This window comes from Celeribacter arenosi (genome assembly GCF_039539485.1).
Lineage (GTDB): Bacteria > Pseudomonadota > Alphaproteobacteria > Rhodobacterales > Rhodobacteraceae > Celeribacter > Celeribacter arenosi.
This window is the reverse complement of sequence record NZ_BAABDF010000003.1, coordinates 415,278-439,583: the sequence shown is the minus strand read 5'-3', so window position 1 is coordinate 439,583 and position 24,306 is coordinate 415,278. Positions and strand designations below refer to the sequence as shown.

Sequence of the window (24,306 nt, the reverse complement as noted above, 5' to 3'; positions counted from 1 at the left end):
ATTAACCTTAATAAAATCAGCTTCTTACCCGTTTTGTGGTCCTCCGCTCTCGCGCAGTTTCCGTACGGACGGGGATAGGCGAGCGACGAAAGAATGCCCTTCGCCTCACCAAAGGCGCACCACACCTATCCGATCGACTAGAATCAAAAAGGGCGCCGAACCGGCGCCCCTCCTGAAATTCTTTTGCAAATCGGTGGGCCGCTGCCCGACCCTTTAGCCTTTTTTCAAAACCCGACGTCCGAGGAGCTCCGCGATCTGCACCGCGTTGAGGGCGGCGCCTTTGCGCAGATTGTCGGACACGCACCACAGGTTGAGGCCGTTTTCCACGGTTACGTCCTGACGGATGCGCGAAATGAATGTCGCGAAATCTCCAACGCATTCGACGGGGGTGACGTAGCCACCGTCTTCCCGTTTGTCGACGACCAGAATACCTGGTGCCTGGCGAAGGATGTCGCGGGCTTCGTCTTCGTCGAGGAAGTCTTCGAATTCGATGTTGATCGATTCAGAGTGGCCGACGAACACCGGAACGCGCACGCAGGTCGCGGTCACCTTGATCGAGGAATCGATGATCTTCTTGGTCTCGGCGACCATTTTCCACTCTTCTTTAGTGTCGCCTGAGTCCATGAAAACATCGATGTGCGGGATCACGTTGAAGGCGATTTGTTTTGTGAACTTGTTCGCAGGCTTTTCCTGACCGGGGACATACATGCCCTTGGTCTGATCCCAGAGTTCATCAATGCCCTCTTTGCCCGAACCGGAAACCGACTGGTAGGTCGAGACGACAACCCGTTTGATCTTTGCGCGGTCATGGAGCGGCTTGAGCGCCACAACCATCTGCGCGGTCGAGCAGTTGGGGTTCGCGATGATGTTCTTGTTGGAATACATCGTGATCGCGTCAGGGTTCACTTCCGGCACAATCAGCGGGATTTCAGCGTCGTAACGGTAGAGCGACGAGTTATCGATCACGACACAGCCTGCGGCAGCAGCCTTGGGGGCATACTGTTTGGTGGCTTCCGACCCGACAGCAAAGAGCGCGATATCCCACCCTGAGAAGTCGAAGGTATCGAGGTCCTTGGTTTTCAGGGTCTTGTCGCCAAAACTGACTTCGGTGCCAAGAGATCTACGGCTGGCAAGCGCCACGATCTCATCAACAGGGAACTCGCGCTCGGCGAGGATGTTCAGCATTTCGCGGCCCACGTTGCCCGTAGCACCTGCGACGACGATTTTATAACCCATCAGAAGGTCTCCTTACGTGTCTCGATGACAGTGGTGGGGCATAGCGTATCCGTCCCTGATGTAAAGCCGGAATCCGTGATCGCCCTTATTTCATGGGGTGAAGTGTGAGGCGGGAGTCGGCCCCCATTCGCTGTTCCACCCACTCGCGTTCCGACCCGAAATCATGGGGCACCTGCTCTGCCGACCGTCGCCCCGACAGCGACAGGGACGAAAAGAAGTCAAAGCCATATAGGTCCACGCGCGATGCATTTGATGCGGCGGCCAGGTCGATGACCATCAATCCGGTGGTCGGGTTCGCAGGCAAGGTCGCGCGCAGGCGTTGCCAGTCATCGATGGCGTTGAGGTAGAAATCCCTGTGGCGCGCAATGCGTAGGGGCAATCGCCGCCGTTTGGGCGTCATCCACATCAAAAGGTCCGGCGCGCGCTCCTGCACAATGGCCTGCGATACAGGCGTCGACATGGCGAGCCAATCCGTGCGCTGCCCGTGTGAGGCGGCGGCGGGCATGGGCGCACTGTTGATACGGATGACGATGTCAGCGGCGTCGATGTCAGACCCCTGAGAGGTCTCGCAAAGCGCACGTGCATTGCCGACGATGGCGACGGATTTTGCCGACAGGCGCGCCAGAATGTCTTCGCGCGACAGAGAGAACCGCTCTGCGTAGCTGCTGCTCCTCTGCAGTTTCGACAGGTACCAACCGATCATGACACGGGTCCTGCATTTTGGTGCGCGAGTATTGCAAGATCGTCGAACAGCTTCGCGGCGTCCGATTGTGCCCGCGATAGGAACTGGTCGATCCGCACCTTTTCGCCGTCTGTGAACGCGCGTGTGATGTCGTCTGTGGTCAAATCCGCAACGGCGCTCGTCGGAACGATCCGGTCCGCAGTCAATCCTGCGTCTGCAAGAAGCGCTTCGATCTTGCGTGCGTTCGATGTGACGGCCACGAAGGGCGTTCCGGTTAGAAGAGACAGGCACACCGCATGAAACCGTCCGGTCAGGTGACCTTCGGCTTTTGACAGCCAGTCGAGATATTGCGCCTCATCCGCTGCCATCGCGAAGGCAGGCGGAGCCAGAGTTGCCTGCCCGTTATAGGCACAAAAGAGCGCCCACTTGGCGGGAGCAAACTCCCAAATCGGTGAGGCGAGCGTTTTCGTCGGCACGAAGGTCGCATCGAGGCGCTTGGCCGCCCCTGCCAAGGCGCGCCTCACATCGAACTTCACGCTATCCCCGACAATAATCCCGCTTCGCGCCTGCCCCATGGCCACAACCGGCGCACTGAGCGACAGGTCAGGAACCATGCGCACCGCACATCCAGAGGCCTTCGTGAGTTCATCCGCCGAAGCTTGGTCGCGCGTCGAGAGCAGATCGAACTGCGCTGCGAGCGCGCCCCAGTCGGATGGATTGTCCTGCCAGAGCGCATTGATCAGCGCGAGCTTTCCGCGGCGCGCGGGATGCGTGGCCACGTCGAGCAATCGCCTGCCCGCGTCTTTTCCATGGTGCAGCGTGCCTTCGCCATTGATAACGACGAGATCCGCATCGCCTAGAGCGTCAATAAATGCCGCGTCTTTCGCCCATTCATGGCGTGCCGCCGACCGCGCCGTCACCGTCAACCCCCGCGATTCCAGACCTTGGACCAAGAGCCGCATCACCCGCGCGCAACCATGGTGGTAGCGGGTCGAGGTGTCGTTCATGACAACGACTTTCGGGGCGGGATCACGGGTCATTGGTTGCGGCATCCATCGCGGGTCATTCGGTCAAGACTGATAGGACAGCGCGCGCGTCATTGCCAGTGCGCGCGGGAATCATCCAATCATGACCGTTGCGTGCTAAACAGGTAAATCACGCACCCAACCGCGAGCGCGATGGCAAAGAACGCGAATACGGCGCCATAACCGGCCAGGGGCGCAATGCCACCGGATGAAGCAGCCGAGAACACCTCGGCAGTCGCGATCTGGCTGAGCCCCACGCCCCCGATTGAAAAGAGATTGATGAGGGTCACGCCGCGCCCCGTCAGCTCGGGGGGCAAGAGGCTTCGCCCGTGGTTCATCACCTGCGGATAACTGGAGGCGAAAAACCCGATCGCCATAAAAAGAACGACGCTCAAAGTCAGGCTGGCGGTGCCGGCGGTTTTCCAAAGAAGGAACAACGTGACAATTCCCAGAATACCGCACCCCAGAACGATCCCCTTGCTCGACGGGATCAGACGGTCGAGCGGCCCCAACAAAAGGCTACCGGCGATCATGGCCAAAGCCATATACACCGTGGCGGTGCCAATCTGCCCTGCGTCGAGACCATATACATCCGATAGATAGCCCCCGATCCAACTACCGCGCAGCCCCGCGCCCGGTGCGTAGGATACCAATGCGATGGCGAGGATCGGATACAGAGGCCACAACCGTAGGACTGTGCCAAGGCCCGGGCTCTTTTCGTCGCTGGCCCGAGTGATGCGTGGCGGATCCTCGACAAATCGCCACAGCGCGAGAGCGACCAAACCGGTCAGACAGGCAATTGCAACCATGGTCGCGCGCCAACCAATTGCCTCCAGTGACCATGACAGCGGGGCGGCGGCGATCACATTCCCGATCGATCCCACGCCTAGCACGAGACCTGCCAAAGCACCAAAACGCGCGGGCGCTGCGAGCCGCGCAAAGATATAGAACGACGTCATCAGAACGGATGAACAGCCGATCCCAATCAGAATCATCGCGGCCAGAATACCGGCCCCCGACTGCGCCGACGCAAAGACCAAAGCCCCCCCGCCCCCGCCCGTGAACAGGAGAGCCGCCGCCGTGATCCGTGGGGAGCGGTTGTCGAGCAACCAGCCGACCGGAATTTGCATTGCCGCAAAGGCCAGGAACCACGCGCCAAGCGCGCGCGAGATCTCTTCTGCACCGACCGAAATGTCTGCCGCCAGAACCGGCGCGAACACTGCGAGACAGGCGCGGTAGAATTGGCTGAGCCCGTAGGCAAGAACGAGCCAGAAAAAGCCTTTGACCATCGTTTTCCCGAAGTTTCCGCAAAAGACACTGTGCGAATATCCGACACATTTCGGCTAGATTCGCGGGTCTAACCGGCTCAAATTAGGACCAAATCCAGCGGGGCGCGATGGTCTGATCGGCGAACTGTCGCCAATTCACCTAGAGGTGACGCGATTTAGCCACGGTTTGTCGAAATTTGGCGCGTTTTCGTGGGAGCCGAAAAAAATTGGGGTTTCCCTGCTTCGCCCTTTATGCAAAATCCGATTTGAGCTTGGCCATCCGGTCGAGTGCTTACTTCGTTTTGGAGAATCTGGTCATGAAAAAAGTTATCTACGCTGCTACGCTCGCTCTCGCGACCGTTTCCGCTGCTCACGCTGGTGGTTATTCCGAGCCCGTGATCGAAGAAATCCCTGTGATCGAAGAGTCCGGTTCTTCCGGCTCCCTCGGTGGCAACGCACTTCTTCTGCTTCTCGGCGTTGCGGCTCTCGCCGTTGCTCTGAACTCTTCTGACGACACCGCTGACGAACTCTAATATCGTCTGACGTTATAGTCTGAACGGCGGTCCTTACGGGCCGCCGTTTTCTTTTGTGCTGATGGTTAAGGGATGAAATGCCGTCTGCCGACACCGGCACGCAGGATCAGTACCGAAGGCGCTGGAACACCATCTTGCCGAGGCCGGGACCGCCCCACTGGACCGATTGGACCATCCGGCCGGATGCATCAACCCAATAGACATTGTTGAATTTCTGGCCGCCCGCGCTGCAGCTTTCGGTGACGACAGTTGCGCTCACGCGGATGTCCCCATTCGCGATGGTTTCACGCGCGCCGGGTTTGATTGTGCAAGTGCTGGGCAGGCGCGCTGTGCGGTCCAGCCCGTCCAGAAAACGGTAGGTCTTTTGCACTGTGCCCGAACCGCGACGGGCGATGATCGCAGAGGCGCCACCGTCTTCGAGGGACATCAGATCATTGCCGAACCCGCGGGTGGCGGTCAGGACCGGCCCATCGAAACTCATCGACAACTTGTCAGCCGTCACCCATGTCACGACCCCCCCATTCGTGCCGTAGACTGAAGAAATGGCGTAGGAGCCCGTTTTCTCGAACAAGACAAACTGGAGCGGAACACCGGGGATCGCTTTCAGCGTCGCGTCGATGGCGAGGCGGGGATCAGGTTGGGTCTGAGGAGCGGGTTTTTTGCCGGAAAGGCGCGCTTTGATCATTCCGCGCAGTTCACCAACGGTGTCCTTTGTGCGCTGCGCGGTTTGGTCATTGCCGCAACCGGACAGGAGCGTGGCCACCGCCATGGTGGCAAGGAGTGTGCGTATCAAACTCATCTCCAGAAGCGCCCCCAGCGATCTTCAATCTCGGCGCCCTGCGTGGCACGGATTTGTTCATAGAGGCGGCCGGACACGTTCAGGCGTGCGCCACCATCCCGTGTCAGCGACTGAAGGACGACATCGTTTTTCTCCAACGTCGGCGTGCCCACGAACCAGTCGACCGGCATCGTAATGCGGATACCTTTGTCGAACGACCCTTCGCCAAACTCATCGAATGGCACATCAGTCAGAGTTGCGTAGGCCCCTACACGGAAACCGTTATTGAATTCGCGGTCGACGGAAACGGTCGCGCCCCAGTCGCCAGCAAGGTAACGGCCCATGTCGACCTGCCCGTGGTAGCCATTGCCAAAGTCATAATAGGCGCTGACATGACCGGTGACGGTGTCGTAATCATCAAAGCCAAACAGGCTGTCAGGGTCACGCTTTGCGGCGTAGTTGACCTCTGCGCCTAGGGCGAAGCGATTCAACGGCTGCTTCCAGAGAACTTCGCCGGAAACGCCGCCATACATCCGTTCCAGATAGCCAACAGACACCCGCGAATAGAGGTTTTTGCCAGGGCGCGCGTACCAGTTTGTCGTCAGGTTTTCGAGTTGGACACGGTCGGAATAGAGCGAAGAGTCGCGGCGCACAACGGGTAGCTCCGCATCGCTCACGGCCACGCTGTTGTCGGAGATATTGCCGGTCAATTTGACCGATGCTGCACCGTTCAGTGTCAGTCCGCGCGCCAGCTCGTATTTCACCCGCGCACGCACACCCGCATCAAAGCGCACGGGGGTGTCGGGGTCGAAAAGAGAGGCCGCGAGGTAGGGGCCAACTGACCATCTCAGTTTCGGATACACTCCGTCCACCGCGACGAGGCGGTCGGATTGCAGTGACAGTGGATCGGCGAAAGTGACTGCTTCGAGCATGGTGCCGGCGGGTTCAAATTCGTAACGCTCCAGATCGCGGCGCGAAATGACCGTCGAATGGGTGGGGACGCCGTTTACAACTTCGGTGAGCACGAAGGTCTCGACCGACGGCGGGAAGGCCCGCGACATCATCCGGGACAGACGGCCCAACGCCTCGGCGCGGGCCGGATAGCGGGTGTTGCGGAACCGGACTTCTGTGCGGGTCGAAGTGAGCGACATCGCCTCGAGGACCAGACCCTCTTTTGACATCGCCTCTGCGACGCTTTTGCGGATTCCCGGCTCGTCTGTGCCGTCTTCGATCCATTTGCCAGACCATCCCAAAGGATCCGCACTCGGCGAGGGGCGCACGCGAACGGGCAGCGGGGCCTGTTCGATGCCGCCGGACACCCGTGGCTTTTTCGGGTTCAGCGTGCCGGTAATCGCGAATGCGAGTTTGGAGCCGGAAACATAGGCCGCCGTCAGATTATAACTATCGCGGATGCGGTAGTTCAGGCCGACGTTGACGGGGGAGTTGTGTTCATAAATGCCGCGATCGACTTCCTGCTCATATGCGTCCGAAGAGTATTCGGCCATCAATGTCAGTTTGTCGTTTACCGCATAGGTCAGGCCACCGAAGACCGCGACGGGGCCGCGGAACCATTGGTCGTAGTTCGGTGTGCCGCCGGTGTTAACGCTCGTGATCGCGGGACGTGTTCCAAACGACAGGCTGGTTGGATTATAGGACGCCAGACGCCCCCATCCGAGCCCGCCCGTGACGCGCAGCTTGTCCCCGATGGACTTGGTCGCGACAATGTATTCACCGCCCAGCAACCCCGTTCCGAGGAAGTCACGCAAACCGATATTCACCGCAGGGCGCCATTCGGTTTCATCGACTAGACGGTAGGCGAGGTCAAAGGAGCGATCCCAGTAAACATCGTAGTCGTCGGTGAGGTTTTTGGTGCCCGAATAGATCAAGCTGCCGGACAAACGCGGCGCAATCTGGAAGGTTAGGGAAGTCCGCACCGTTGGTCCGAAACGGATATGGGAGAGCGATAGTTCGCCGTCCGGCGCAACCTCTGCCGAAGGCATGTCGATGATGCCGGGATTGCCGTATAGCCCGTAACGCGTGCTCTCTAGGGTTTCAGGCCAGGCGGGCGATGCAACGCCGATAACGCTGCCTGCGCAGACGACTGTCCGGAGAAACGAATTCGTTTTTGTCACCGCATTGGCCCCCGTTTCGGCACATGCCGATCCCACTTAACTGCACCTTTTCTTAGGTGCTTTCCCGTCGCGCGAACAGTGTTAAGCGTTAACGGGCAGTTGTTGGGTCTTATATCCGTCAATCCGCGCGGCCACAACTTTCCTGAGCTGGGTCGCATTGGAGGAGTCGATTGCCTGCTGCACTTCCCTCAGGAAGGCCGCGACTTCGATCTGGGAAAGATAATCTTCCTCGGCGCGCAGGATTTTCGGGTGCGGCGTTGGCACGACGTTCTTTTGGTCGATCAGCAGCTCTTCGTAGAGCTTCTCGCCGGGGCGCAGACCGATCACCTTTACCTCGATGTCGCCCTCGCCTGTGGCAGGGTTTTTGACTGTCCGACCGGACAATTTGATCAACTTGTAAGCGATGTCGATGATCCGCTGTGGTTTGCCCATGTCGAGGACAAAGACATCCCCACCGGTCGCATAGGCACCCGACAACAGAACCAACCGTGCGGCTTCGTTCACCGTCATGAAGTAGCGGCACACGTCGGGGTGGGTCACGGTTAGCGGACCGCCCGCCTCCAGCTGTTTCTGGAACAGTGGCATCACAGAACCCGAAGACCCCAACACGTTTCCAAAGCGCACCATCGCGAATTTTGTCGCCTGGGTGCGGGTTTGGAGGTCCTGGATGATCAGTTCCGCCATCCGTTTGGTCGCGCCCATGATGTTTGTGGGGCGCACCGCTTTGTCCGTGGACACGAGGATGAACCGCTCAACACCGGCCGCAACAGCGGCGTCTGCGATGATCTTGGTTCCCATGACATTGTTGCGCGCGCCCTCGATCTCATTCGTCTCGATAAGGGGCACATGTTTGTAAGCGGCTGCGTGGAGGATGATCTCGACATTTTCGTCGCCGATCACCTTTTTCACGCGCGTGGCGTCCGAGACCGATCCCAGATGGGCGGAAAGCGCAACTTTGCGTTCGTCGGCCAAGGGGTTCAGTTCGTGTTCGATTTTATAGAGGTTGTACTCTGCAACGTCGAAAAGGACGATTTTGGCCGGACGGCAGGTCAGGATTTGACGACATAGTTCGGAGCCGATCGACCCGCCCGCACCCGTGACCATCACCACACGCCCAGCATAACTCTTGGCGATTTCGGGCGTGTCCAAATCGACCTTTGCGCGACCCAGAATGTCATGCGGGTCCACTGTTTTGAGCTCGGGCGTATTCGATTTCCCGGCGAGGAGTTCGGCAAACGGTGGAAGAACCTGAACTTCCATGTTGATGCGTTCGCAAATCTCGACCAATCCGTCGCGCCGTTCCTGCGCGCTTTCCGGCAATGCAATGATCAACTGCTCTAGCCCGCGACGTGCCGCTTCGATCACCAATTCGCGCGGAGGTGCCACCGGAATGCCGCCAATATCCATCCCATGCAGGAGGGGGTTGTCGTCAAAGAACATGACGGGGCGCACATCGGGCGACGTTCGAAGGGCAGAGGCCAACTGGATGCCCGTACCGCCGGCCCCGAAAATCGCAACAGGCCTGCGCGCACGGATCCGGTCACGCAACGCGCCCAGAGCCACCGTAGCAATCGCACGGGATGCCACCATAGACGTGAAGGCGAGACTGCCAAAGACAAGCGTCAACGCAATCGCGCGCGGCACATCGAGCATCAAGGCCCCGAACAGGTGGACGATCGTCAAAACGCCTGCGGCCTGCCCGATTTTGAGAACATCGCGGGAGCTGAAAACAGAGAGTTTGATCAACTGAATCCGGAAGACGAAAATGGTGATCAGGGATATCGCACCGATGAGGCACAGGAACTGCCACAGGTGCGCGCTGCCACCGAAATTCTCGAACCCGATGATCATGCCAATCGCCAAGAGGGCGGAAAGAACGACCATTGAAAAGTCCGACACGACGAGAATTGCGCGCACCAATTTGTGGGGCAGTGCGGTCAATCCATCAATGAGAACTTTGTTATACACTCAAACGGGTCCGGATTCGTGAATTCTACTTGCCTCAGCCTGCACGCCTTTGAGGTGTATGTGCATAGAAGCAATCAACCTGTGCACCAAAACGGGCAGTGATGTCCACAGGCCGCTCAAAAGTCGGCAAAAATCAGCCTCTCTTGAGTAGTTTCCGTACCGTTTGAAAGACCAAAAACAGATCAAAACAGAAACTTCTTCTAGCGGCATAGATCATGTCGAGGCGGGCTTTTCGCGGGACACAGCGACGCGCGTAGACCTCATCCGTCGTTTCGGCGTCTTTGCACGGCGCGAGCAGCATCTCTTCGTGGCGATGAAAGATCAGAGTTGCCAAACCCGTCACGCCGGGGCGGCATTTCAGAACGTCTGCGTAGAGGTCGGGAAACCGCTCGACATAGGTGCGCAAAGGGGGGCGTGGGCCGACAAACGACATGTCCCCGCGAAGAATATTCCAAAGCTGCGGTAACTCGTCGAGCCGCGTGCGGCGCAGAAAGCGCCCTGTGCGGGTAATCCGGCCCGATTTGTCGCCCCCTGAAACACCGCTGTCGGATGTTGCATGGCTCATCGTGCGGAACTTGATCAGTGAGAAGGCGATTTTGTCCGTTTTCATCCGCTCGGAGACATAGAAGACCGGCGACCCGTCGCGCAGCCATATCAAGACGCCGATGCAGGCAATCACCGGCGACAGTAAAACCATCAGCAGGAGCGATAGGGCAATATCGAAGAGTCGCTTTGAGAGGGTCATAGGGCACCTATCGTGCGCTGCCAGTCCGCCACGATCCCTTCTGCGGTCACTTCGGAAATCTCGGAGGGAACGACCTGTGCGATGCGGGCGCAATCGAGCACGATGTCCTGATGTCCCGATGCCGATTTGGGGCGGGAGGTCCATTTGATACCTGCAGCGTCGAGGATCGAATCCATGGCCACAGGGTTCGGGGCGGCAACATTCAGTAGTTTTGGAAGAGGCGATGGTACTGACGCTAGCCCCACCAAAACCCGCGCCAGATTATTTGGACCGATATAAGAGCGCCGCGGTCCGTGCCCATCGGGGAAAATGTCGAGGGTGAGAGGCGCCCCATCCGACGCGAGGGCATTGGTCAAAAGCATATCCGCACCGGCGACATTCCCGACCCGTAAACACGTAACGCCGTCTTCGCCGCTCACTGCGTGCTCCATGTCCCGTTTCGAAGCGCCATAGGCATTCACGGGCGTGAGAGGATCATCTTCGCGAAACGGCACGCCTTTTCCCGCGCCGTAAACCGCCGACGAAGATGCCAGCAAAACACGCGGAATTCCCGCAACCTTCGCGGCCAAAACCGTATTTCGCGCGAGCGATACGTGCTGCGCCATAGCGGTCGGGTCCGATTTGTCCGAGTTCTGCGAAACGCCAGCAAAACCGAAGACGACATCAAAGGCACCGAATTTGGCGACATGTTCCAACAGGGGTGCCGGATCCGAAAGATCGGGCCAAACCAGTGTATCATCGAATTCCGCGTCCGGGCGGCGAACCACCCAAACCATTTCAACTCCGTCTACCGGCGCCTGACGGAGCGCACGGTTGAGGAGACGCCCAATCCGTCCTGTCGATCCGACAAAGAGAAAGCGCCGAGACGTCATCCGGATCAGACCGCGATTTCTGCCGCAGGGCGCGACAAGTGAAGCGTTGCAGCGATATCATCTGCCGAGAAGCCGAGGGAAATTGTGAAGCTGCCCTCCTCAACCCGCCATAGCCGCGCGGAAACATCGAAAAACGCGAAATCGCGCGGTGACAGCTGAATGGTAACTGCCTTCGTCTCACCTGCCTCCAGCGCCACTTTGGCAAAGCCCTTCAGTTCCTTTGCGGGCCGCGGCACGCTCGCCTCGTCGTCGCCAAGGTAGAGTTGGATGACGGTCTTGCCGGCGCGATCCGAGGTGTTCGTCACCTTGGTGCGAACGGACAAGGTATCAGCATCCACAGTCGTCTCGGAAAGCTCGAAACTGGCGTAGGACAGACCAAATCCAAACGGGAACAGCGGCTCGATTCCTTGCGTTTGGTAGTGACGATAGCCGATGAAAACGCCCTCTTCGTAACGCACCTTGCCATCGAGTCCGGGATAGATTTCCGGGTCCTGGCTCCACGTGGGGTTGTCGCGCCAGCGGGCGGGGAATGTCTGTGGCAGGCGTCCTGCCGGTTCGGCATCGCCAAAGATCACATCAGCCACGGCGTTGCCGACCTCCTGACCGGGGTACCAGAATTGGACGAGGCCCCGCACTTTGCCGAGCCACGGCATCTCAATAGGGCCGCCGGTTTGCAGCACGACAATGGTGTTCGGGTTGGCGGCGACAACGGCGGCGACCAGATCGTTCTGGCGACCGGGCAGATCGATATCGAGCAGGTCGGACCCTTCGGTATCCCACTCGCCGGACCGGCCCACGAAGACCAGAGCTGTTTGCGCCTGTGACGCGATGCGCGCGGCTTCGGCAATGTCCTCATCGCCGAGTGGTTTGGACAGACCGACCCGGATTGCAGACAGGATCAGGTTGTCTGCGGCACGGGAGCGGAATTCGACCGTGATCTCGTGACTGCGCCCTGCCTCCAGTTCGACCTCGCCCACGACCTCGTCACACCCTTCCTCGAAGAACGTGCGCCCGCTTGTCCAATTCGTCCATGCATCCGCGACGAGTTTCCCATCAACATAGACTTTGGACAGACCCGCCGAGTGCACGCCCAGATTATGGATACCCGAGGTCGGGACGGTAAATGTGCCTGTGGCCCTCGCGGAAAATGCCGATGGATCGACCTGCGCGCCGCCAAAAGGAGGAATCCAGAAGTTGTTGATTTCGCTAACGCTTTCCGTGTGGACCGGATCACCCGATATGGTGGTGTTGTTGAAATAGGAAACGGTGAAGTCACCCGTCAGGACCGGCTCCCACCGATGGTTGGTGCAGCCTGCGGCAAAGGTAAGATTGCTCTCGCCAAGCCGCGCCTTCAGGCCGTCCAGAGGCGAGACGCGATAATGTGGGTTCAACTGCGCGGATCCGCCGCCCATGATCTGCGCGATATGCGCATTGGGGCCGATAACGGCAATCGACCCTTCTTCGGCGTTGAGCGGGAGAATACCGTCGTTTTTGAGAAGAACCGCGCAATCAGCGCCCGCACGACGGATCAGCGCACGGTGTTCGGCGCGATTGTCGGCCTTTTCCACCCACTCCGTCGTGTCATGAAGTGCGCCCGTGCGCTCCATCCAACGCAGCACGTTGAGCGCCCGCGTGCGCACGGTGTCTCGCGACACATCGCCTGCCTCCACCGCTGCCACGAGTTTTTCGCCGCGATCCCGTGTCGGCCCGGGCATTTCCAGGTCGAGACCCGCGTTCACTGTCGGCGCGGTGGAGCGTGATCCGAACCAGTCGGACATTACGATCCCGTCGTAGCCCCAATCATCGCGTAGCACCTCGCTTAGCAGCCAATGGCTCTCAGCCGTGTAGGTGCCGTTCAGTTTGTTATAGGACGACATGATCCCCCAAGTGCCGGCCTCTTTCACAGCCGATTCGAAGGGACGCAGATAGATTTCGCGCAGACTGCGTTCGTCGATTTCGGAGGACATCGTGGTGCGCTCCAACTCGGATTCGTTGCCCGCGAAGTGTTTGATCGTTGCCGCGACCTGTTTGTCCTGAAGGCCCTTGATGTAGCCAACGGCCAGATCTGCGGTCAGTTCGGGATCCTCGGAATAGCATTCGAAGTTGCGGCCATTTGTAACCGAGCGGTGGGTGTTGACCGTCGGGGCGAGCGATACATGAGCGCCCTTGGATTTTACCTCATCCGCGATCGCAGAGCCGATGTCATACGCGAGATCGGTGTCCCATGACGCGCCAATCGCGATCCCGACAGGAAACGCCGCCGCAGTGATACCCCCGATCAACGATCCGGCCCCACGTGCGCCATTTGGACCATCGGTGACACGGATCTTTGCGATCCCGAGCCGTTCGATTGCCGGAAGTGACCATAAATCTTCGCCAGACAGGATTGCTACCTGCTCTTCCAGCGTCATTTCATCCACGATGGCTTCAATGGATTTGTTGGTCATCCGATCCTCCCAAACTGACTTGGAGCGCAACCTAGCGGCGCATCCAGCGCTCAGAAAGCCCGAATTAATCGGTGTCGGATTTCCCGGTGGAACAGGTCGCGTTCAGGCGGGGATCATTTTCGCAACTTGCGACACGGCCATGGCGTAACCATCGATGCCAAAACCGGCCAGAACACCGTCTGCGCGCATCGAAACATAGGAATGGTGGCGGAAAGCTTCGCGTTTGTGAACCTGACTGATGTGGATTTCGACCACGGGCCCGTCGAAGGTATTGAGCGCATCAAGGATCGCCACAGACGTGTGGGTGAACGCCGCAGGGTTGATCACGATCCCTGACGCCGCATCACGCGCTTCGTGAATCCAGTCGATCAAATCCCCTTCGTGGTTCGACTGACAAAACACGATGTCACAGCCTGCATCCTTGGCAGCCGATGCACAGAGCGCCTCAACATCCTCGAGCGTGGCGTGACCGTAGATGTCAGGCTGCCGTTTACCCAAAAGGTTCAGGTTCGGTCCGTTCAGGATGTAGATCGTTTTGGTCATGGCAAAGTTCCTTGGTTGGCGTCACTTAACCTGATCGACCAATGTTTTGGCCAGACGAAAATCGCATACGCTCGAGGATGTTGTATTTTCGCGAAGGGGTGCGTGGACCGTTTGTCCCCGGTCCCAGAAGTGCACCGCATCAGCCACGCGCGCTCAGCGCATGAAAAAACCGCGCGACCTTGCGCGCGGTTTTCAAATCTTCTCACGGCCAGATTAGCCCAAATCGGACGGAAGCACCGCTTCGGGAATGTTCTGGTAGCTGACCGGACGCAGGAACCGGCGGATCGACATCGTTCCCACCGAGGTTGCGCCAAAGTTGGTCGATGCCGGATAGGGGCCGCCGTGCACCATAGCGTCGCAGACTTCGACGCCTGTCGGGAAACCGTTGGCGAGGATTCGACCGGCTTTGCGTTCGAGCACGGGCAACAATTTTCGCGCGGCATCGGCGTCACCTGCATCCATATGCACGGTGCAGGTCAATTGGCCCTGCAGCGATTTGGCCAACAACAGAAGTTCGTCGAAATCAGCAACTTTGACGATAAGACCGAGGGGGCCGAAAACCTCTTCGCCCAGCACTTCGTTTTCAAGCCATTCCTTACCCGTCGTAGCAAACAGATAAGGCGTGGCGTTGCGCAGATCACAGGTCGAGGTCAGCAATTCCTGCACGCCTGCGGTGCCTGCGATCCGGTCGCGACCCTGCCGGTAGGCCTGCGCGATACCGTCGGTCAGCATGGTCTGGGCCCCCATGGGGGCGAGCGCGTTCGTTGCCGCCTCGATGAATGCATCGCCGTCCTCGCCGTCGATCACGACAGAGATGCCGGGATTGGTGCAGAACTGTCCCGCCCCCATTGTGAGCGATCCCGCCCATCCCGCCGCGATTTCCGCGCCGCGCGCCTTTAGCGCGTCGGGCAGGAAGAACATCGGGTTCACCGAGCCCAGTTCACCAAAGAACGGGATTGGCTCAGGGCGCTGCGCGCAGAGATCAAAGAGGGCGCGACCTCCGCCTAGCGATCCAGTAAATCCGACCGCCTTGATCAGCGGATGTTGCACGAGGGACTGACCAACATCGCGTTTTCCGCCTTGGATGAAGGAAAAAACGCCCTTTGGCATGCCGCACTTTTCAATCGCCGCATGGACGGCCTCGGCGACGATTTCGCCGGTTCCGGGGTGGGCCGAATGGCCTTTCACGATCACCGGACATCCGGCTGCGAGCGCGGATGCGGTGTCCCCGCCCGCCGTCGAAAACGCCAACGGGAAGTTGGATGCACCAAACACCGCGACCGGCCCGATCGGGCGCTGCATCATACGAATATCGGGACGCGGCAGGGGTTGGCGATCGGGGAGCGCGCCATCGTGGCGACGGTCGAGATAGGCCCCGTCGCGAATGTGGCTCGCAAAGAGACGCAACTGACCGACAGTGCGGCCACGTTCGCCCTGCAGCCGCCCGTCGGGCAGTCCGGTTTCAGACGTGCCGATCTCGGTAATGGCATCGCCGCGCGCGTCTATTTCCTCGGCAATCGTTTCGAGGAAAACAGCGCGCTCATCTCGGCTCGTATAGCCATAGGTCCAAAACGCGTCTTCTGCCGCCTGTGCTGCCTGATCGACAAGCTCGGGCGTGCCGACTGAGAACTGGAACACGTCGCCATGTGCCGGCTCGGAAGGGAACGTGTTATCCGTCCCGATCCATTCACCTGCGACGAGGTGCTTACCGTGCGGTTTGAAAGTTGTGTTCATCTCATTTCCCCCAATTCAATTCTATCTATCCTGATACGCGTTGGGCAAAGATGGTTGCCCAAGTGCGCGCATGCAACGATTACTTTCCATGCGGAACCTGGCCAATTTCCAGCAGCCGTCCGCACGTTCGTGTCTATGTCGTAATTACCAGTCGAAATCGGAAACCGTATTGCGCTTGCCCAACGTAAGCGCGTCCGAAACATGCAGCATCGGCGCCAAATCAACGTCGGATCGACCCTGCGCCACAAGGTCGGCCATATGCGCATAAAGCGCAGGGTATTCGCCCGCCAAACCGGCCTCGTCCCCTTTCGGGACACCATCGATTTCCATCACCGCCCCGCCATTGCGCAGCGCCAGCGTGCCTGCATCCGTCACCGCCACGATGTCCCATACATCATCGCCCTGATGATCCCAATCCATCTCGGCGCTTACCTTGGCACCATGGGGATGAACAAAATCCAGACGCGCCGCGATGGGCGTGTCGCGGTTGGCGGGGAAGTCGAGGGTCGCAGAGCGCAGATGGATCGGATCGGGCAGGATTTCGGTCACGATCGAGAGCGCATTGATGCCCGGATCGAAAATGCCCATGCCGCCCGGTTCAAACACCCAGTCCTGCCCGGGATGCCATTTACGCACGTCTTCTTTCCACGTCACCGCGAAGCTATCGATGCGCTTGCCCTGCAGCCAAGCCTTGGCGGCCGGCACGAAACGCGCGGACCGGGAATGCCAGCTGGTGTAAAGGGTGAGCCCACGTGCGGCGGCCATGTTTTCCAGCGCGAAGACCTCCGACAGCGTTGCGCCGGGGGGCTTTTCGAGCATGACATGGCGACCGGCCTCTAGCGCGGCCTTTGCGTAGTCAAAGCGCGGCACCGGCGGCATACACAGGCTCACCACGTCAATGTCGGGATGCGCGTCGAGCATCTGCGCAAAGTCGGTGAAATTTGGCACGCCTTCGACTTTGTGGTGACGCGAAACCGCCGCGGCGAGTTCCCAATCGGAGCTTTGAGCGAGCGTCGGAATGTGTTGGTCAATGGCGATCTTGCCAATGCCAGCCAGTGCGATTTTTCTCTTCGCCATTAGTGACTGTCCTTTCCAACGGGCGCACCACGACATCCTTTGAGAAAGTCGAGGTCCGCCCCGGTGTCCGCGCCTTCAACATGGGTCTGGTGGAGCCATGCGTACCCCGTGGCGGCGCGTTCGTGCGTCGGTTTCCACTCTGCGAGACGTGTCGCCAGTTCTTCGTCAGAGATATCGAGATGCAGACGGCGGTTGGGCACATCCATCTCGATCACATCGCCATTGCGCACAACGGCGAGCGGCCCGCCCGCGGCCGCTTCGGGTGAGGTGTGCAGCACAACGGTGCCATAAGCCGTGCCCGACATGCGCGCATCGGAGATACGGACCATGTCAGTAATCCCTTTGCGCAGCACCTTTGGAGGCAGGCCCATGTTGCCGACCTCCGCCATCCCTGGGTACCCCTTGGGGCCGCAGTTCTTCATCACCATGATGCAGGTCTCGTCGATGTCGAGATCTTCGTCGTTGATCTTCGCTTTGTAGTCGTCGATGTCTTCGAAAACGACCGCGCGACCGCGATGGGACAGGAGGTGCTCGGAAGCCGCCGAAGGTTTCAGCACCGCTCCGTTCGGCGCGAGGTTGCCCTTCAGGACCGCGATTCCACCCTGTTTGGTGAGCGCGCTTTCGAGGGGAAGGATAACGTCCTCATTGTGGTTGATGACGTCCTTCACCTCGTCCCAGATCGAAGCGCCCGAGACGGTCAACGCGTCCTTATGCAACTGATCGCCTTCGCCGAGACGTTTGAGCACGACAGGCAAACCACCGGCGTAGAAAAACTCCTCCATCAGGTATTTTCCAGACGGCATAAGATTGACGATGGTGGCGATATCGCGCCCGCAGCGGTCCCAGTCATCCAGCGTGAAATCGATGCCCACACGACCCGCAAGCGCGAGCAGGTGGATCACCGCATTGGTCGACCCGCCGATTGCGCCATTGGCGCGCACCGCGTTCTCGAAGGCGTTTTTGGTCAGGATGTCGGATGGTTTCAGATCGTCTTTGACCATTTGCACGATGCGACGTCCCGACAATTGCGCCATCACACGGCGACGGCTGTCCACGGCGGGAATAGCCGCGTTCCCCGACATTGCCATGCCGAGCGCCTCTGCCATCGAGGCCATTGTCGATGCCGTGCCCATCGTGTTGCAGGTGCCCGTCGAGCGCGACATGGAGGCTTCGGCTTCGAGGAATTCTTCCTGTGTCATCTCGCCTGCCTTCACGGCCTCGGAGAACTTCCACAGATGCGTGCCGGAGCCAACCCGTTCGCCGCGATAGTACCCGTTCAGCATCGGGCCACCCGTCACAACGATGGAGGGCAAATCGCAGGACGCGGCCCCCATCATCAGGGACGGCGTGGTTTTATCGCACCCCACGAGAAGCACACACCCGTCGATCGGCTGCCCGCGAATGGTTTCCTCAACGGCGAGCGCGGCGAGGTTGCGAAACATCATTGCTGTCGGGCGATAGGTGTTTTCGGATGCCGAGAATACCGGCACCTCGACGGGAAAACCGCCCGCTTCCCATATGCCCGCTTTCACCTTTTCGGCGAGCTCTTTCATGTGAATCCCGTTGCACGGCGTGAGTTCGGACCACGTATTCAGAATGCCGATGATCGGGCGCCCATCGAAAAGATCGTGGGGGTAGCCCTGATTTTTCATCCAGCCACGGTGATAGATCACATCGCGCGATGTGCCTCCGTACCAAGCCTGAGACCGGAGTTCGCGTGGCCAAGCGGCCGGTTTAAAAGTCATGTTCCCGTCTCTCTGTTATCTGTGCCTTCGCGCATCAGGATTGTTGATTTCTTGGCTCGAATGCCTCGCGCACGTCTTCGATGGAACTGTCGAGAAGCTCTTCCATCAAACGTTGCGCATTGTCGGGATCCTTGGCGCGGATTGCATCTGCGACGTCGCCGTGTTGACGGATACGTTGGTCCCTAATGATTTCTGCGCCACGCCACGAGATTTCGAACACAGCCAGCATTGCCGTATGAATAAGCGCGGAGAACGCGGTGATAAACCCGTTTCCTGTGGCGGACAGAATTGCGACGTGAAAGGCATAGTCGGCCTTCACCAACGCGGCTTCGTCGGTTGTGCTGCGCTTCATTTGCGCGAAAGCATCATCAATCGCCTGCATGTCCTCGTCCGACCGGATGGACGCGGCGAGCCGGGATGCACCGGGTTCGATCATGCGGCGCAATGCGTAAAGATCGGCGGCGATCTCCTCGGCTGGCAGCGTCTGCAGGTGCCATGCAAGGACGTCTTCATCGAGCATGTTCCAATCGGCACGATTGCGCACAGAGGTCCCGACACGCGGGCGCGCATGAACCAATCCCTTTGCCGTCAGCTTGCTATAGGCCTCCCGCAGGGCCGTACGCGACACCCCGAAACGCTCTCGCATATCCACTTCGTTAGGCAAAAGAGCGCCCGCCTCGTGAACGCCACCGACGATATCGCGACCGATCTGATTGACGAGCGCAGAGGCAGGTGTGGCCTGCGCGAGGAATTGCGCGGCGTGGGCGCGCGGCGCGGTTCGTGCGCGCCGTTCAGGGGCGTCCGTTGGTCTGGAGGGCTGTGGCTTGGCTGTCATTCTGTCTCTATCTGTCATTGTCGGTTGTGATCGAAAGACCCGACAAGAAATCGGTGTAACACAATAAATGCGAAAAGGAGAATGCCACTACTGATGAGAATCCACGCGGAATTCAACGACCCGTTGAAAATGATCAGGGTCGATATCAGCCCGAGGATCATGCCACCGAAAAGCGTGCCCGCAACCATCCCGACACCCCCCGTCAAAAGGGTGCCGCCCAGAACGACAGACGCAATCGCCGACAACTCCAAAGTGGACCCCGCGAGCGGATATCCTGATTTCGTGTAGAGCGCATAGACCACCCCCGCGAGCGCGGAGTAGAGCCCGGCAACAGCATAGACCATCACCGTTGTCCGGCGCACATTCACACCCATCAATCGCGCCGACTCCTTGTCCCCGCCCAATGCGTAGACGTTGGTGCCAAAGCGTGTGAAGTGGGCGACAAAGATGCCAATGGCGAGGCTCACAAGCATGACAATAGCCGACGAGCGAAGCAGACCTTTGCCCGGCAGGCGGATTTTGATGTCCGTATAAAGGTCCGCCCATTCGTGGTTGATGGGAACCGAGTTGATGGTGACCATGAAACACGCACCGCGCAGCAGAAAGAGCCCCGCGAGCGTGATGATAAACGGCTGGATATCGAGGCCGTCGATCACCCACCCTTGGAATGCGCCGAAAGCGAACCCGAAGGCGAGCATGAGAACGGCGGTCGCCAGCGGGTTCCAACCCATGGAATCAAGGACCGCCATGGACACGCCGACAAAGCCGATCATCGACCCGATCGACAGATCGATTCCCCCCGACAAGATCACAAACGTCGCGCCAATCGCGGCAATGATGATGAACGAATTATCCGCGAGGATATTCCCCAAAACCCGTGTGGTCAGGAAGTTTTTGTACATCGCCCCGCCGATCAGAAAGATCGCGATGAACACGAATACCGTCGCATAGAACGGCAGATACTTTTTGTTGAGCAACGCGGACATCAGGCTTTTCCCCACAGTTTGGTCATCAGGCCACGGCGGGCCTTTTCGGATTGGAGGACCAGCACAAACAGAACGACCAGCGCCTTGATGATGAGGTTGTATTCAGGCGGCAGGCCAGAGATCAGAATGGACGTGGTGAGTGCCTGAATGACCAGCGCGCCAATCACGGTCATTCCGAGGTAGATACGCCCCCCCGCCAATGACCCGCCGCCAATGACAACGGCGAGGATCGCATCGAGTTCAATGTATAGAGCGACCGAAACCGGATCGGAGGTGTGCGTGTCCGCCGTCAGGATGACACCGGCCCACCCCGCCATAATGCCGCAAATGACATAGGCCACAAAGATGATCAGCTTGGCATTCACCCCCGCGAGGTTGGATGCGGCTGCGTTCCCCCCTGTTGCCTCCACGAATAGCCCCAATGCCGTTCGCCGCAGCACCAGCCAGACGACGACAAACAACACCGCAAAGACGATCAGACGCGTGGGGATATAGGCAATCGATCCCGTCGAAAGCCCCTGCAAAAGGTCGCTTTGAAAACTGGGGTTGGTGCCGCCGTAAAACAGGTTGATCAGCATCCCGATACCACGACCCGACACCATAAGAATGAGTGTCGCGATGATCGGCTGGATGCCCAAAATGGCGACCAACCCGCCATTCCACATGCCGCAAATTGCGCCCGCACCAACCGCATAGAATAGAACCACGCCATGCGGATCACCGGCCTGAATGCGCCATGCGATGATGGCGCCTGATATGGCGGCAATCGAGCCCACAGAGAGATCGATACCTTTGGTGCCAATCACTATGGCCATTCCCAGAGCGACCATGGCGGTGGGGACCGCGCGGTAGAATATGTCTATCAGGTTGCCGAACAGGCGACCTTCGACAATGCGGATATCGTAGAAGTTGGGCGAGATGATCCCGTCCACAATCAATATCAATGCGAGGGCGAGAAGCGGCCAAATCGCTCTACTTTGCAGGAGCCCGTGGAACCGCCCCGTTTTTGCATTTGTATCAGTCATCTTCCCCCGCAATCATCGTAACGATGTTGTCCCTCGTGATGTCATCTCCGGCCAATTCACCGATCTTGCGACGGTCGCGAAGCACCGCGACGCGGTCCGATGAGGCGACAACTTCGTCAATCTCGGATGACGCCACCAATAGCGCGAGACCCTCGGCACATAGCTTGCGGATCAGCGCGAGGATTTCGGCGTGTGCACCCACGTCGATCCCGCGCGTGGGTTCGTCGAGCAGCATGATTTTTGGCGCGCACGCGAGTGCGCGGGCGAGCACGACTTTCTGCTGATTGCCTCCCGACAACTGGCGCACTTGTTTTTCCGCGTCAGGTGTCGCGATGGCCAAAGCGGTGATCATTTCCTGCGCGATGCGATCCTGATCGGCGCGCGACACTTTGGCGAGCCACCCCTGTTTGGCCTGCATCGACAGGATGATGTTTTCGCGGATCGACAACTCGCCGACCAGTCCTTCGGACTTGCGGTCTTCGGGGCAGAGCACGATCCCCGCATCGAGGGACGCACGCGGGTTTGTGCCCGCAATGCCGCCGCCCTTCATCTCCAGCGTTCCTTCGTCGGAACGAATGGCCCCGTAGAGCAGTTTGACCAATTCGGTGCGCCCCGAGCCCAACAGACCCGAAAGCCCGACCGCCTCACCGGCCCGCAAATCGAGGGTGAAAGGATCGAGCACCCGCTTTTTCCCGACCCCTTTTGCCGAGAGAACGATGTCGCCGTCACTGTCGCGGCGTCTGCCGGCAAAGGCCTGTTCGACCTCTCCCAATTCACGCCCGATCATCATCGAAATCAACTCCTGACGCGGGACATCCGCGGCCATGTTCGTCGCGACCCTTTGGCCATTGCGCAACACGGTTATGCGGTCGGAAATCTCATAAACCTGATCGAGGAAGTGGGTGATGAAAACGATGGCGATGCCTTTGTCTTTCAATGCGCGAACGACATCAAAAAGGGCGGCCGTTTCGGTCGCATCGAGGGACGCGGTGGGTTCGTCCAAGACCAGAACACGTGTGTCTTCATCCAGCGCACGTGCGATGGCGACGAGTTGTTGGATCGCAACCGAATAGCTGCCAACCGCGCGTTCAAGGTCGAGCTTCATCCCGAGCCGGTCGAGTTTTTCCTGCGCTTCAATTCGGGCTTTGCGCCATGAAATGACACCAAAACGACCACCGGTTTTCTGCAACGTCAGGTTCTGTGCCACGGACATCGCGGGGATCAGGTTCACCTCCTGATACACCGTCGAAATACCGGCCAATTGCGCGTCACCTGTGGTGGCGAAATGAACCGCGCGGCCTTCGAGGTGAATGTCCCCCGCATCGCGCGGCAGAGCGCCGGTCAGCACCTTAATCAACGTGGATTTTCCCGCGCCGTTTTCCCCCAACAGTGCGTGCACCTCGCCTGGATAGATGTCGACATCAACACCGTCGAGCGCAAGAACACCTGGATAGGCCTTGCGGATACCGCGCATGGTCACGCGGGCATTTTGGGTTTCATCACTGGTCATCTTGCGCCTGTCGTTTTTGTGCCGCCAACCTCAGTCATGGCGGCATTTGTTGCCCCGCCCCGAACGGGGCAGGACAGGCGTTTGTGCGATCCAATCCGATCGGATCAGTTCGCGACGTGAAGGTCCGACGGGATCACGATCCACTTTGGTAGGTCAGTCGGGCTATCGAGATAGTCTGTGATGACCGGATAGATGAATTCGGCAACCGCTGAGCGAAGCTCAACAGACGCGTTGGCCTCACCTGCGTTCATCGCATCGACAATCGCGGGCACATAATCGACCGAGACCATGAGAACGTCTTCACCCGGCTTCAAACCGGCCTCTTTCATGGCCTGGATCGCGCCGAGTTGCATGTTGTCGTTATGCGCGAATGCGGCGCAGATACCGTCGAGGTTGTTGGTCGATTTGATAAAGGCTTCCATGACCTTTTTGCCGCCTTCGGTGGTGAAGTCACCGGACTGGGTGGCAACAATTTCCATCGCCGGGAATTGGTCGATCACGGCCTCGAAGCCGCCCTTGCGCTCAATGGCCGGCGCGGAGCCTGTGGTGCCCTGCATTTCGACGATTTTGCAGCTACCGAGCGACTCTGTGGCGAGCCACGCACCCGCGATTTTCCCTTCGAGATTAAAGTCGGCAGAGATGCGCGAGACGTAGAGCGACTTGTCTTCGACATCGACGTCACGATCGACGAGGAAAACAGGAATCTCGGCGTCCTTGGCTTCTTCGAGCACATCTTCCCATCCGGTCACAACGACCGGCGCGATGATGATGGCATCGACGCCTTGGGCGACGAACGCACGTACTGCGCGGAGTTGCTCTTCCTGTTTGCCTTGTGCGTTTGCGAACTTCAGATCGACGCCGTAGGTCGCGGCCTCATCCTGCATGTTCTTCGAGAATGCAGGACGCCAATCGCCTTCCGAGCCAACCTGACTAAATCCGATTGTCACATCGGCGAATGCCGCAGTCGACATGAGTGCGGATGCAGCCACGCCGGTGAGAATGGTGTTGAGTTTCATTATTGTAGTCCTCCCTTGGTCGTGCTCCTGGCCCCTCCCGGGCAGGGTCACGATCATTAGTAATATAATACTACTTATTAACGGGCAACAAAATGTTCCGCCGCGCCGCGGCGCGTTTGATGCGGTTCGAGGGGGAGATGAGATGGCGA

General features: G+C 59.0%; 20 protein-coding genes. 1 reads left to right on the top strand and 19 read right to left on the bottom strand.

Translation table 11 applies throughout. The features are described 5' to 3' along the window. Positions 1 to 213 precede the first annotated feature (213 nt). The 4 genes from ABD815_RS04300 to ABD815_RS04285 form a co-directional block, all read right to left on the bottom strand. Complete coding sequence (locus tag ABD815_RS04300) at positions 214 to 1,236, bottom strand: aspartate-semialdehyde dehydrogenase (RefSeq protein WP_344843903.1); 1,023 nt, start codon at positions 1,234 to 1,236, stop codon at positions 214 to 216. A gap of 85 nt (positions 1,237 to 1,321) precedes the next feature. Then, positions 1,322 to 1,939 (bottom strand): glycosyltransferase family 29 protein, encoded by a 618-nt coding sequence (locus ABD815_RS04295; protein ID WP_344843899.1) that lies wholly within the window; start codon positions 1,937 to 1,939, stop codon positions 1,322 to 1,324. Further along, positions 1,936 to 2,958, bottom strand: coding sequence for a polysaccharide pyruvyl transferase family protein (locus tag ABD815_RS04290; protein ID WP_344843896.1), 1,023 nt, complete (start codon positions 2,956 to 2,958; stop codon positions 1,936 to 1,938). Before ABD815_RS04290 ends, ABD815_RS04295 begins: the two co-directional genes overlap by 4 nt. An 86-nt stretch (positions 2,959 to 3,044) precedes the next feature. Continuing rightward, positions 3,045 to 4,232 (bottom strand): MFS transporter, encoded by a 1,188-nt coding sequence (locus ABD815_RS04285; protein WP_344843893.1) that lies wholly within the window; start codon positions 4,230 to 4,232, stop codon positions 3,045 to 3,047. Between the two features lie 296 nt (positions 4,233 to 4,528). On the opposite strand from ABD815_RS04285, the gene ABD815_RS04280 reads away from it, so the two are divergent. Continuing rightward, the gene (locus tag ABD815_RS04280; protein WP_344843890.1) at positions 4,529 to 4,744 is read left to right on the top strand and encodes a hypothetical protein; all 216 of its coding nucleotides are present in this window, start codon (positions 4,529 to 4,531) and stop codon (positions 4,742 to 4,744) included. 106 nt (positions 4,745 to 4,850) lie between these two features. On the opposite strand, the gene ABD815_RS04275 is transcribed toward ABD815_RS04280, so the two are convergent. From ABD815_RS04275 to ABD815_RS04205, 15 genes are all read right to left on the bottom strand, one after another. Next, positions 4,851 to 5,543 (bottom strand): YjbF family lipoprotein, encoded by a 693-nt coding sequence (locus ABD815_RS04275; RefSeq protein WP_344843887.1) that lies wholly within the window; start codon positions 5,541 to 5,543, stop codon positions 4,851 to 4,853. Next, a complete protein-coding gene (locus ABD815_RS04270; protein WP_344843884.1) occupies positions 5,540 to 7,690 on the bottom strand; it encodes a YjbH domain-containing protein in 2,151 nt (716 codons plus the stop codon). Before ABD815_RS04270 ends, ABD815_RS04275 begins: the two co-directional genes overlap by 4 nt. Positions 7,691 to 7,735: 45 nt before the next feature. Beyond that, complete coding sequence (locus tag ABD815_RS04265; RefSeq protein ID WP_344843881.1) at positions 7,736 to 9,622, bottom strand: polysaccharide biosynthesis protein; 1,887 nt, start codon at positions 9,620 to 9,622, stop codon at positions 7,736 to 7,738. Between the two features lie 133 nt (positions 9,623 to 9,755). Further along, positions 9,756 to 10,367 (bottom strand): sugar transferase, encoded by a 612-nt coding sequence (locus tag ABD815_RS04260; RefSeq protein WP_344843878.1) that lies wholly within the window; start codon positions 10,365 to 10,367, stop codon positions 9,756 to 9,758. Continuing rightward, complete coding sequence (locus ABD815_RS04255; protein ID WP_344843875.1) at positions 10,364 to 11,239, bottom strand: NAD-dependent epimerase/dehydratase family protein; 876 nt, start codon at positions 11,237 to 11,239, stop codon at positions 10,364 to 10,366. The genes ABD815_RS04260 and ABD815_RS04255 overlap by 4 nt, the downstream gene beginning before the upstream one ends. Before the next feature lie 5 nt (positions 11,240 to 11,244). Further along, positions 11,245 to 13,686 (bottom strand): glycoside hydrolase family 3 C-terminal domain-containing protein, encoded by a 2,442-nt coding sequence (locus tag ABD815_RS04250; protein WP_344843872.1) that lies wholly within the window; start codon positions 13,684 to 13,686, stop codon positions 11,245 to 11,247. 102 nt (positions 13,687 to 13,788) lie between these two features. Then, positions 13,789 to 14,229, bottom strand: coding sequence for a type II 3-dehydroquinate dehydratase (gene aroQ, locus ABD815_RS04245; protein ID WP_344843869.1), 441 nt, complete (start codon positions 14,227 to 14,229; stop codon positions 13,789 to 13,791). 213 nt (positions 14,230 to 14,442) lie between these two features. Continuing rightward, positions 14,443 to 15,963 (bottom strand): aldehyde dehydrogenase (NADP(+)), encoded by a 1,521-nt coding sequence (locus tag ABD815_RS04240; protein WP_344843866.1) that lies wholly within the window; start codon positions 15,961 to 15,963, stop codon positions 14,443 to 14,445. Positions 15,964 to 16,107: 144 nt separating this feature from the next. Beyond that, complete coding sequence (locus tag ABD815_RS04235; RefSeq protein ID WP_344843863.1) at positions 16,108 to 17,040, bottom strand: Gfo/Idh/MocA family protein; 933 nt, start codon at positions 17,038 to 17,040, stop codon at positions 16,108 to 16,110. Continuing rightward, a complete protein-coding gene (araD, locus tag ABD815_RS04230) occupies positions 17,040 to 18,785 on the bottom strand; it encodes an L-arabinonate dehydratase (RefSeq protein WP_344843860.1) in 1,746 nt (581 codons plus the stop codon). The genes ABD815_RS04235 and araD overlap by 1 nt, the downstream gene beginning before the upstream one ends. Before the next feature lie 34 nt (positions 18,786 to 18,819). Next, positions 18,820 to 19,620 (bottom strand): FadR/GntR family transcriptional regulator, encoded by an 801-nt coding sequence (locus tag ABD815_RS04225; RefSeq protein WP_344843857.1) that lies wholly within the window; start codon positions 19,618 to 19,620, stop codon positions 18,820 to 18,822. Between the two features lie 14 nt (positions 19,621 to 19,634). Then, a complete protein-coding gene (yjfF, locus tag ABD815_RS04220; RefSeq protein WP_344843854.1) occupies positions 19,635 to 20,606 on the bottom strand; it encodes a galactofuranose ABC transporter, permease protein YjfF in 972 nt (323 codons plus the stop codon). Next, a complete protein-coding gene (locus tag ABD815_RS04215; protein WP_344843851.1) occupies positions 20,606 to 21,631 on the bottom strand; it encodes an ABC transporter permease in 1,026 nt (341 codons plus the stop codon). Before ABD815_RS04215 ends, yjfF begins: the two co-directional genes overlap by 1 nt. Further along, positions 21,624 to 23,141, bottom strand: coding sequence for a sugar ABC transporter ATP-binding protein (locus ABD815_RS04210; protein ID WP_344843848.1), 1,518 nt, complete (start codon positions 23,139 to 23,141; stop codon positions 21,624 to 21,626). Before ABD815_RS04210 ends, ABD815_RS04215 begins: the two co-directional genes overlap by 8 nt. A 104-nt stretch (positions 23,142 to 23,245) precedes the next feature. After that, the gene (locus ABD815_RS04205; RefSeq protein ID WP_344843846.1) at positions 23,246 to 24,157 is read right to left on the bottom strand and encodes an ABC transporter substrate-binding protein; all 912 of its coding nucleotides are present in this window, start codon (positions 24,155 to 24,157) and stop codon (positions 23,246 to 23,248) included. Between the last annotated feature and the right edge of the window lie 149 nt (positions 24,158 to 24,306).

Bases quoted from the DNA above. Each gene is read 5' to 3' on its own strand.
- ABD815_RS04300 (WP_344843903.1), bottom strand. From the start codon at position 1,236: ATGGGTTATAAAATCGTCGTCGCAGGTGCTACGGGCAACGTGGGCCGC.
- ABD815_RS04295 (WP_344843899.1), bottom strand. From the start codon at position 1,939: ATGATCGGTTGGTACCTGTCGAAACTGCAGAGGAGCAGCAGCTACGCA.
- ABD815_RS04290 (WP_344843896.1), bottom strand. From the start codon at position 2,958: ATGACCCGTGATCCCGCCCCGAAAGTCGTTGTCATGAACGACACCTCG.
- ABD815_RS04285 (WP_344843893.1), bottom strand. From the start codon at position 4,232: ATGGTCAAAGGCTTTTTCTGGCTCGTTCTTGCCTACGGGCTCAGCCAA.
- ABD815_RS04280 (WP_344843890.1), top strand. From the start codon at position 4,529: ATGAAAAAAGTTATCTACGCTGCTACGCTCGCTCTCGCGACCGTTTCC.
- ABD815_RS04275 (WP_344843887.1), bottom strand. From the start codon at position 5,543: ATGAGTTTGATACGCACACTCCTTGCCACCATGGCGGTGGCCACGCTC.
- ABD815_RS04260 (WP_344843878.1), bottom strand. From the start codon at position 10,367: ATGACCCTCTCAAAGCGACTCTTCGATATTGCCCTATCGCTCCTGCTG.
- ABD815_RS04255 (WP_344843875.1), bottom strand. From the start codon at position 11,239: ATGACGTCTCGGCGCTTTCTCTTTGTCGGATCGACAGGACGGATTGGG.
- ABD815_RS04250 (WP_344843872.1), bottom strand. From the start codon at position 13,686: ATGACCAACAAATCCATTGAAGCCATCGTGGATGAAATGACGCTGGAA.
- aroQ (WP_344843869.1), bottom strand. From the start codon at position 14,229: ATGACCAAAACGATCTACATCCTGAACGGACCGAACCTGAACCTTTTG.
- ABD815_RS04240 (WP_344843866.1), bottom strand. From the start codon at position 15,963: ATGAACACAACTTTCAAACCGCACGGTAAGCACCTCGTCGCAGGTGAA.
- ABD815_RS04235 (WP_344843863.1), bottom strand. From the start codon at position 17,040: ATGGCGAAGAGAAAAATCGCACTGGCTGGCATTGGCAAGATCGCCATT.
- araD (WP_344843860.1), bottom strand. From the start codon at position 18,785: ATGACTTTTAAACCGGCCGCTTGGCCACGCGAACTCCGGTCTCAGGCT.
- ABD815_RS04225 (WP_344843857.1), bottom strand. From the start codon at position 19,620: ATGACAGCCAAGCCACAGCCCTCCAGACCAACGGACGCCCCTGAACGG.
- yjfF (WP_344843854.1), bottom strand. From the start codon at position 20,606: ATGTCCGCGTTGCTCAACAAAAAGTATCTGCCGTTCTATGCGACGGTA.
- ABD815_RS04215 (WP_344843851.1), bottom strand. From the start codon at position 21,631: ATGACTGATACAAATGCAAAAACGGGGCGGTTCCACGGGCTCCTGCAA.
- ABD815_RS04210 (WP_344843848.1), bottom strand. From the start codon at position 23,141: ATGACCAGTGATGAAACCCAAAATGCCCGCGTGACCATGCGCGGTATC.
- ABD815_RS04205 (WP_344843846.1), bottom strand. From the start codon at position 24,157: ATGAAACTCAACACCATTCTCACCGGCGTGGCTGCATCCGCACTCATG.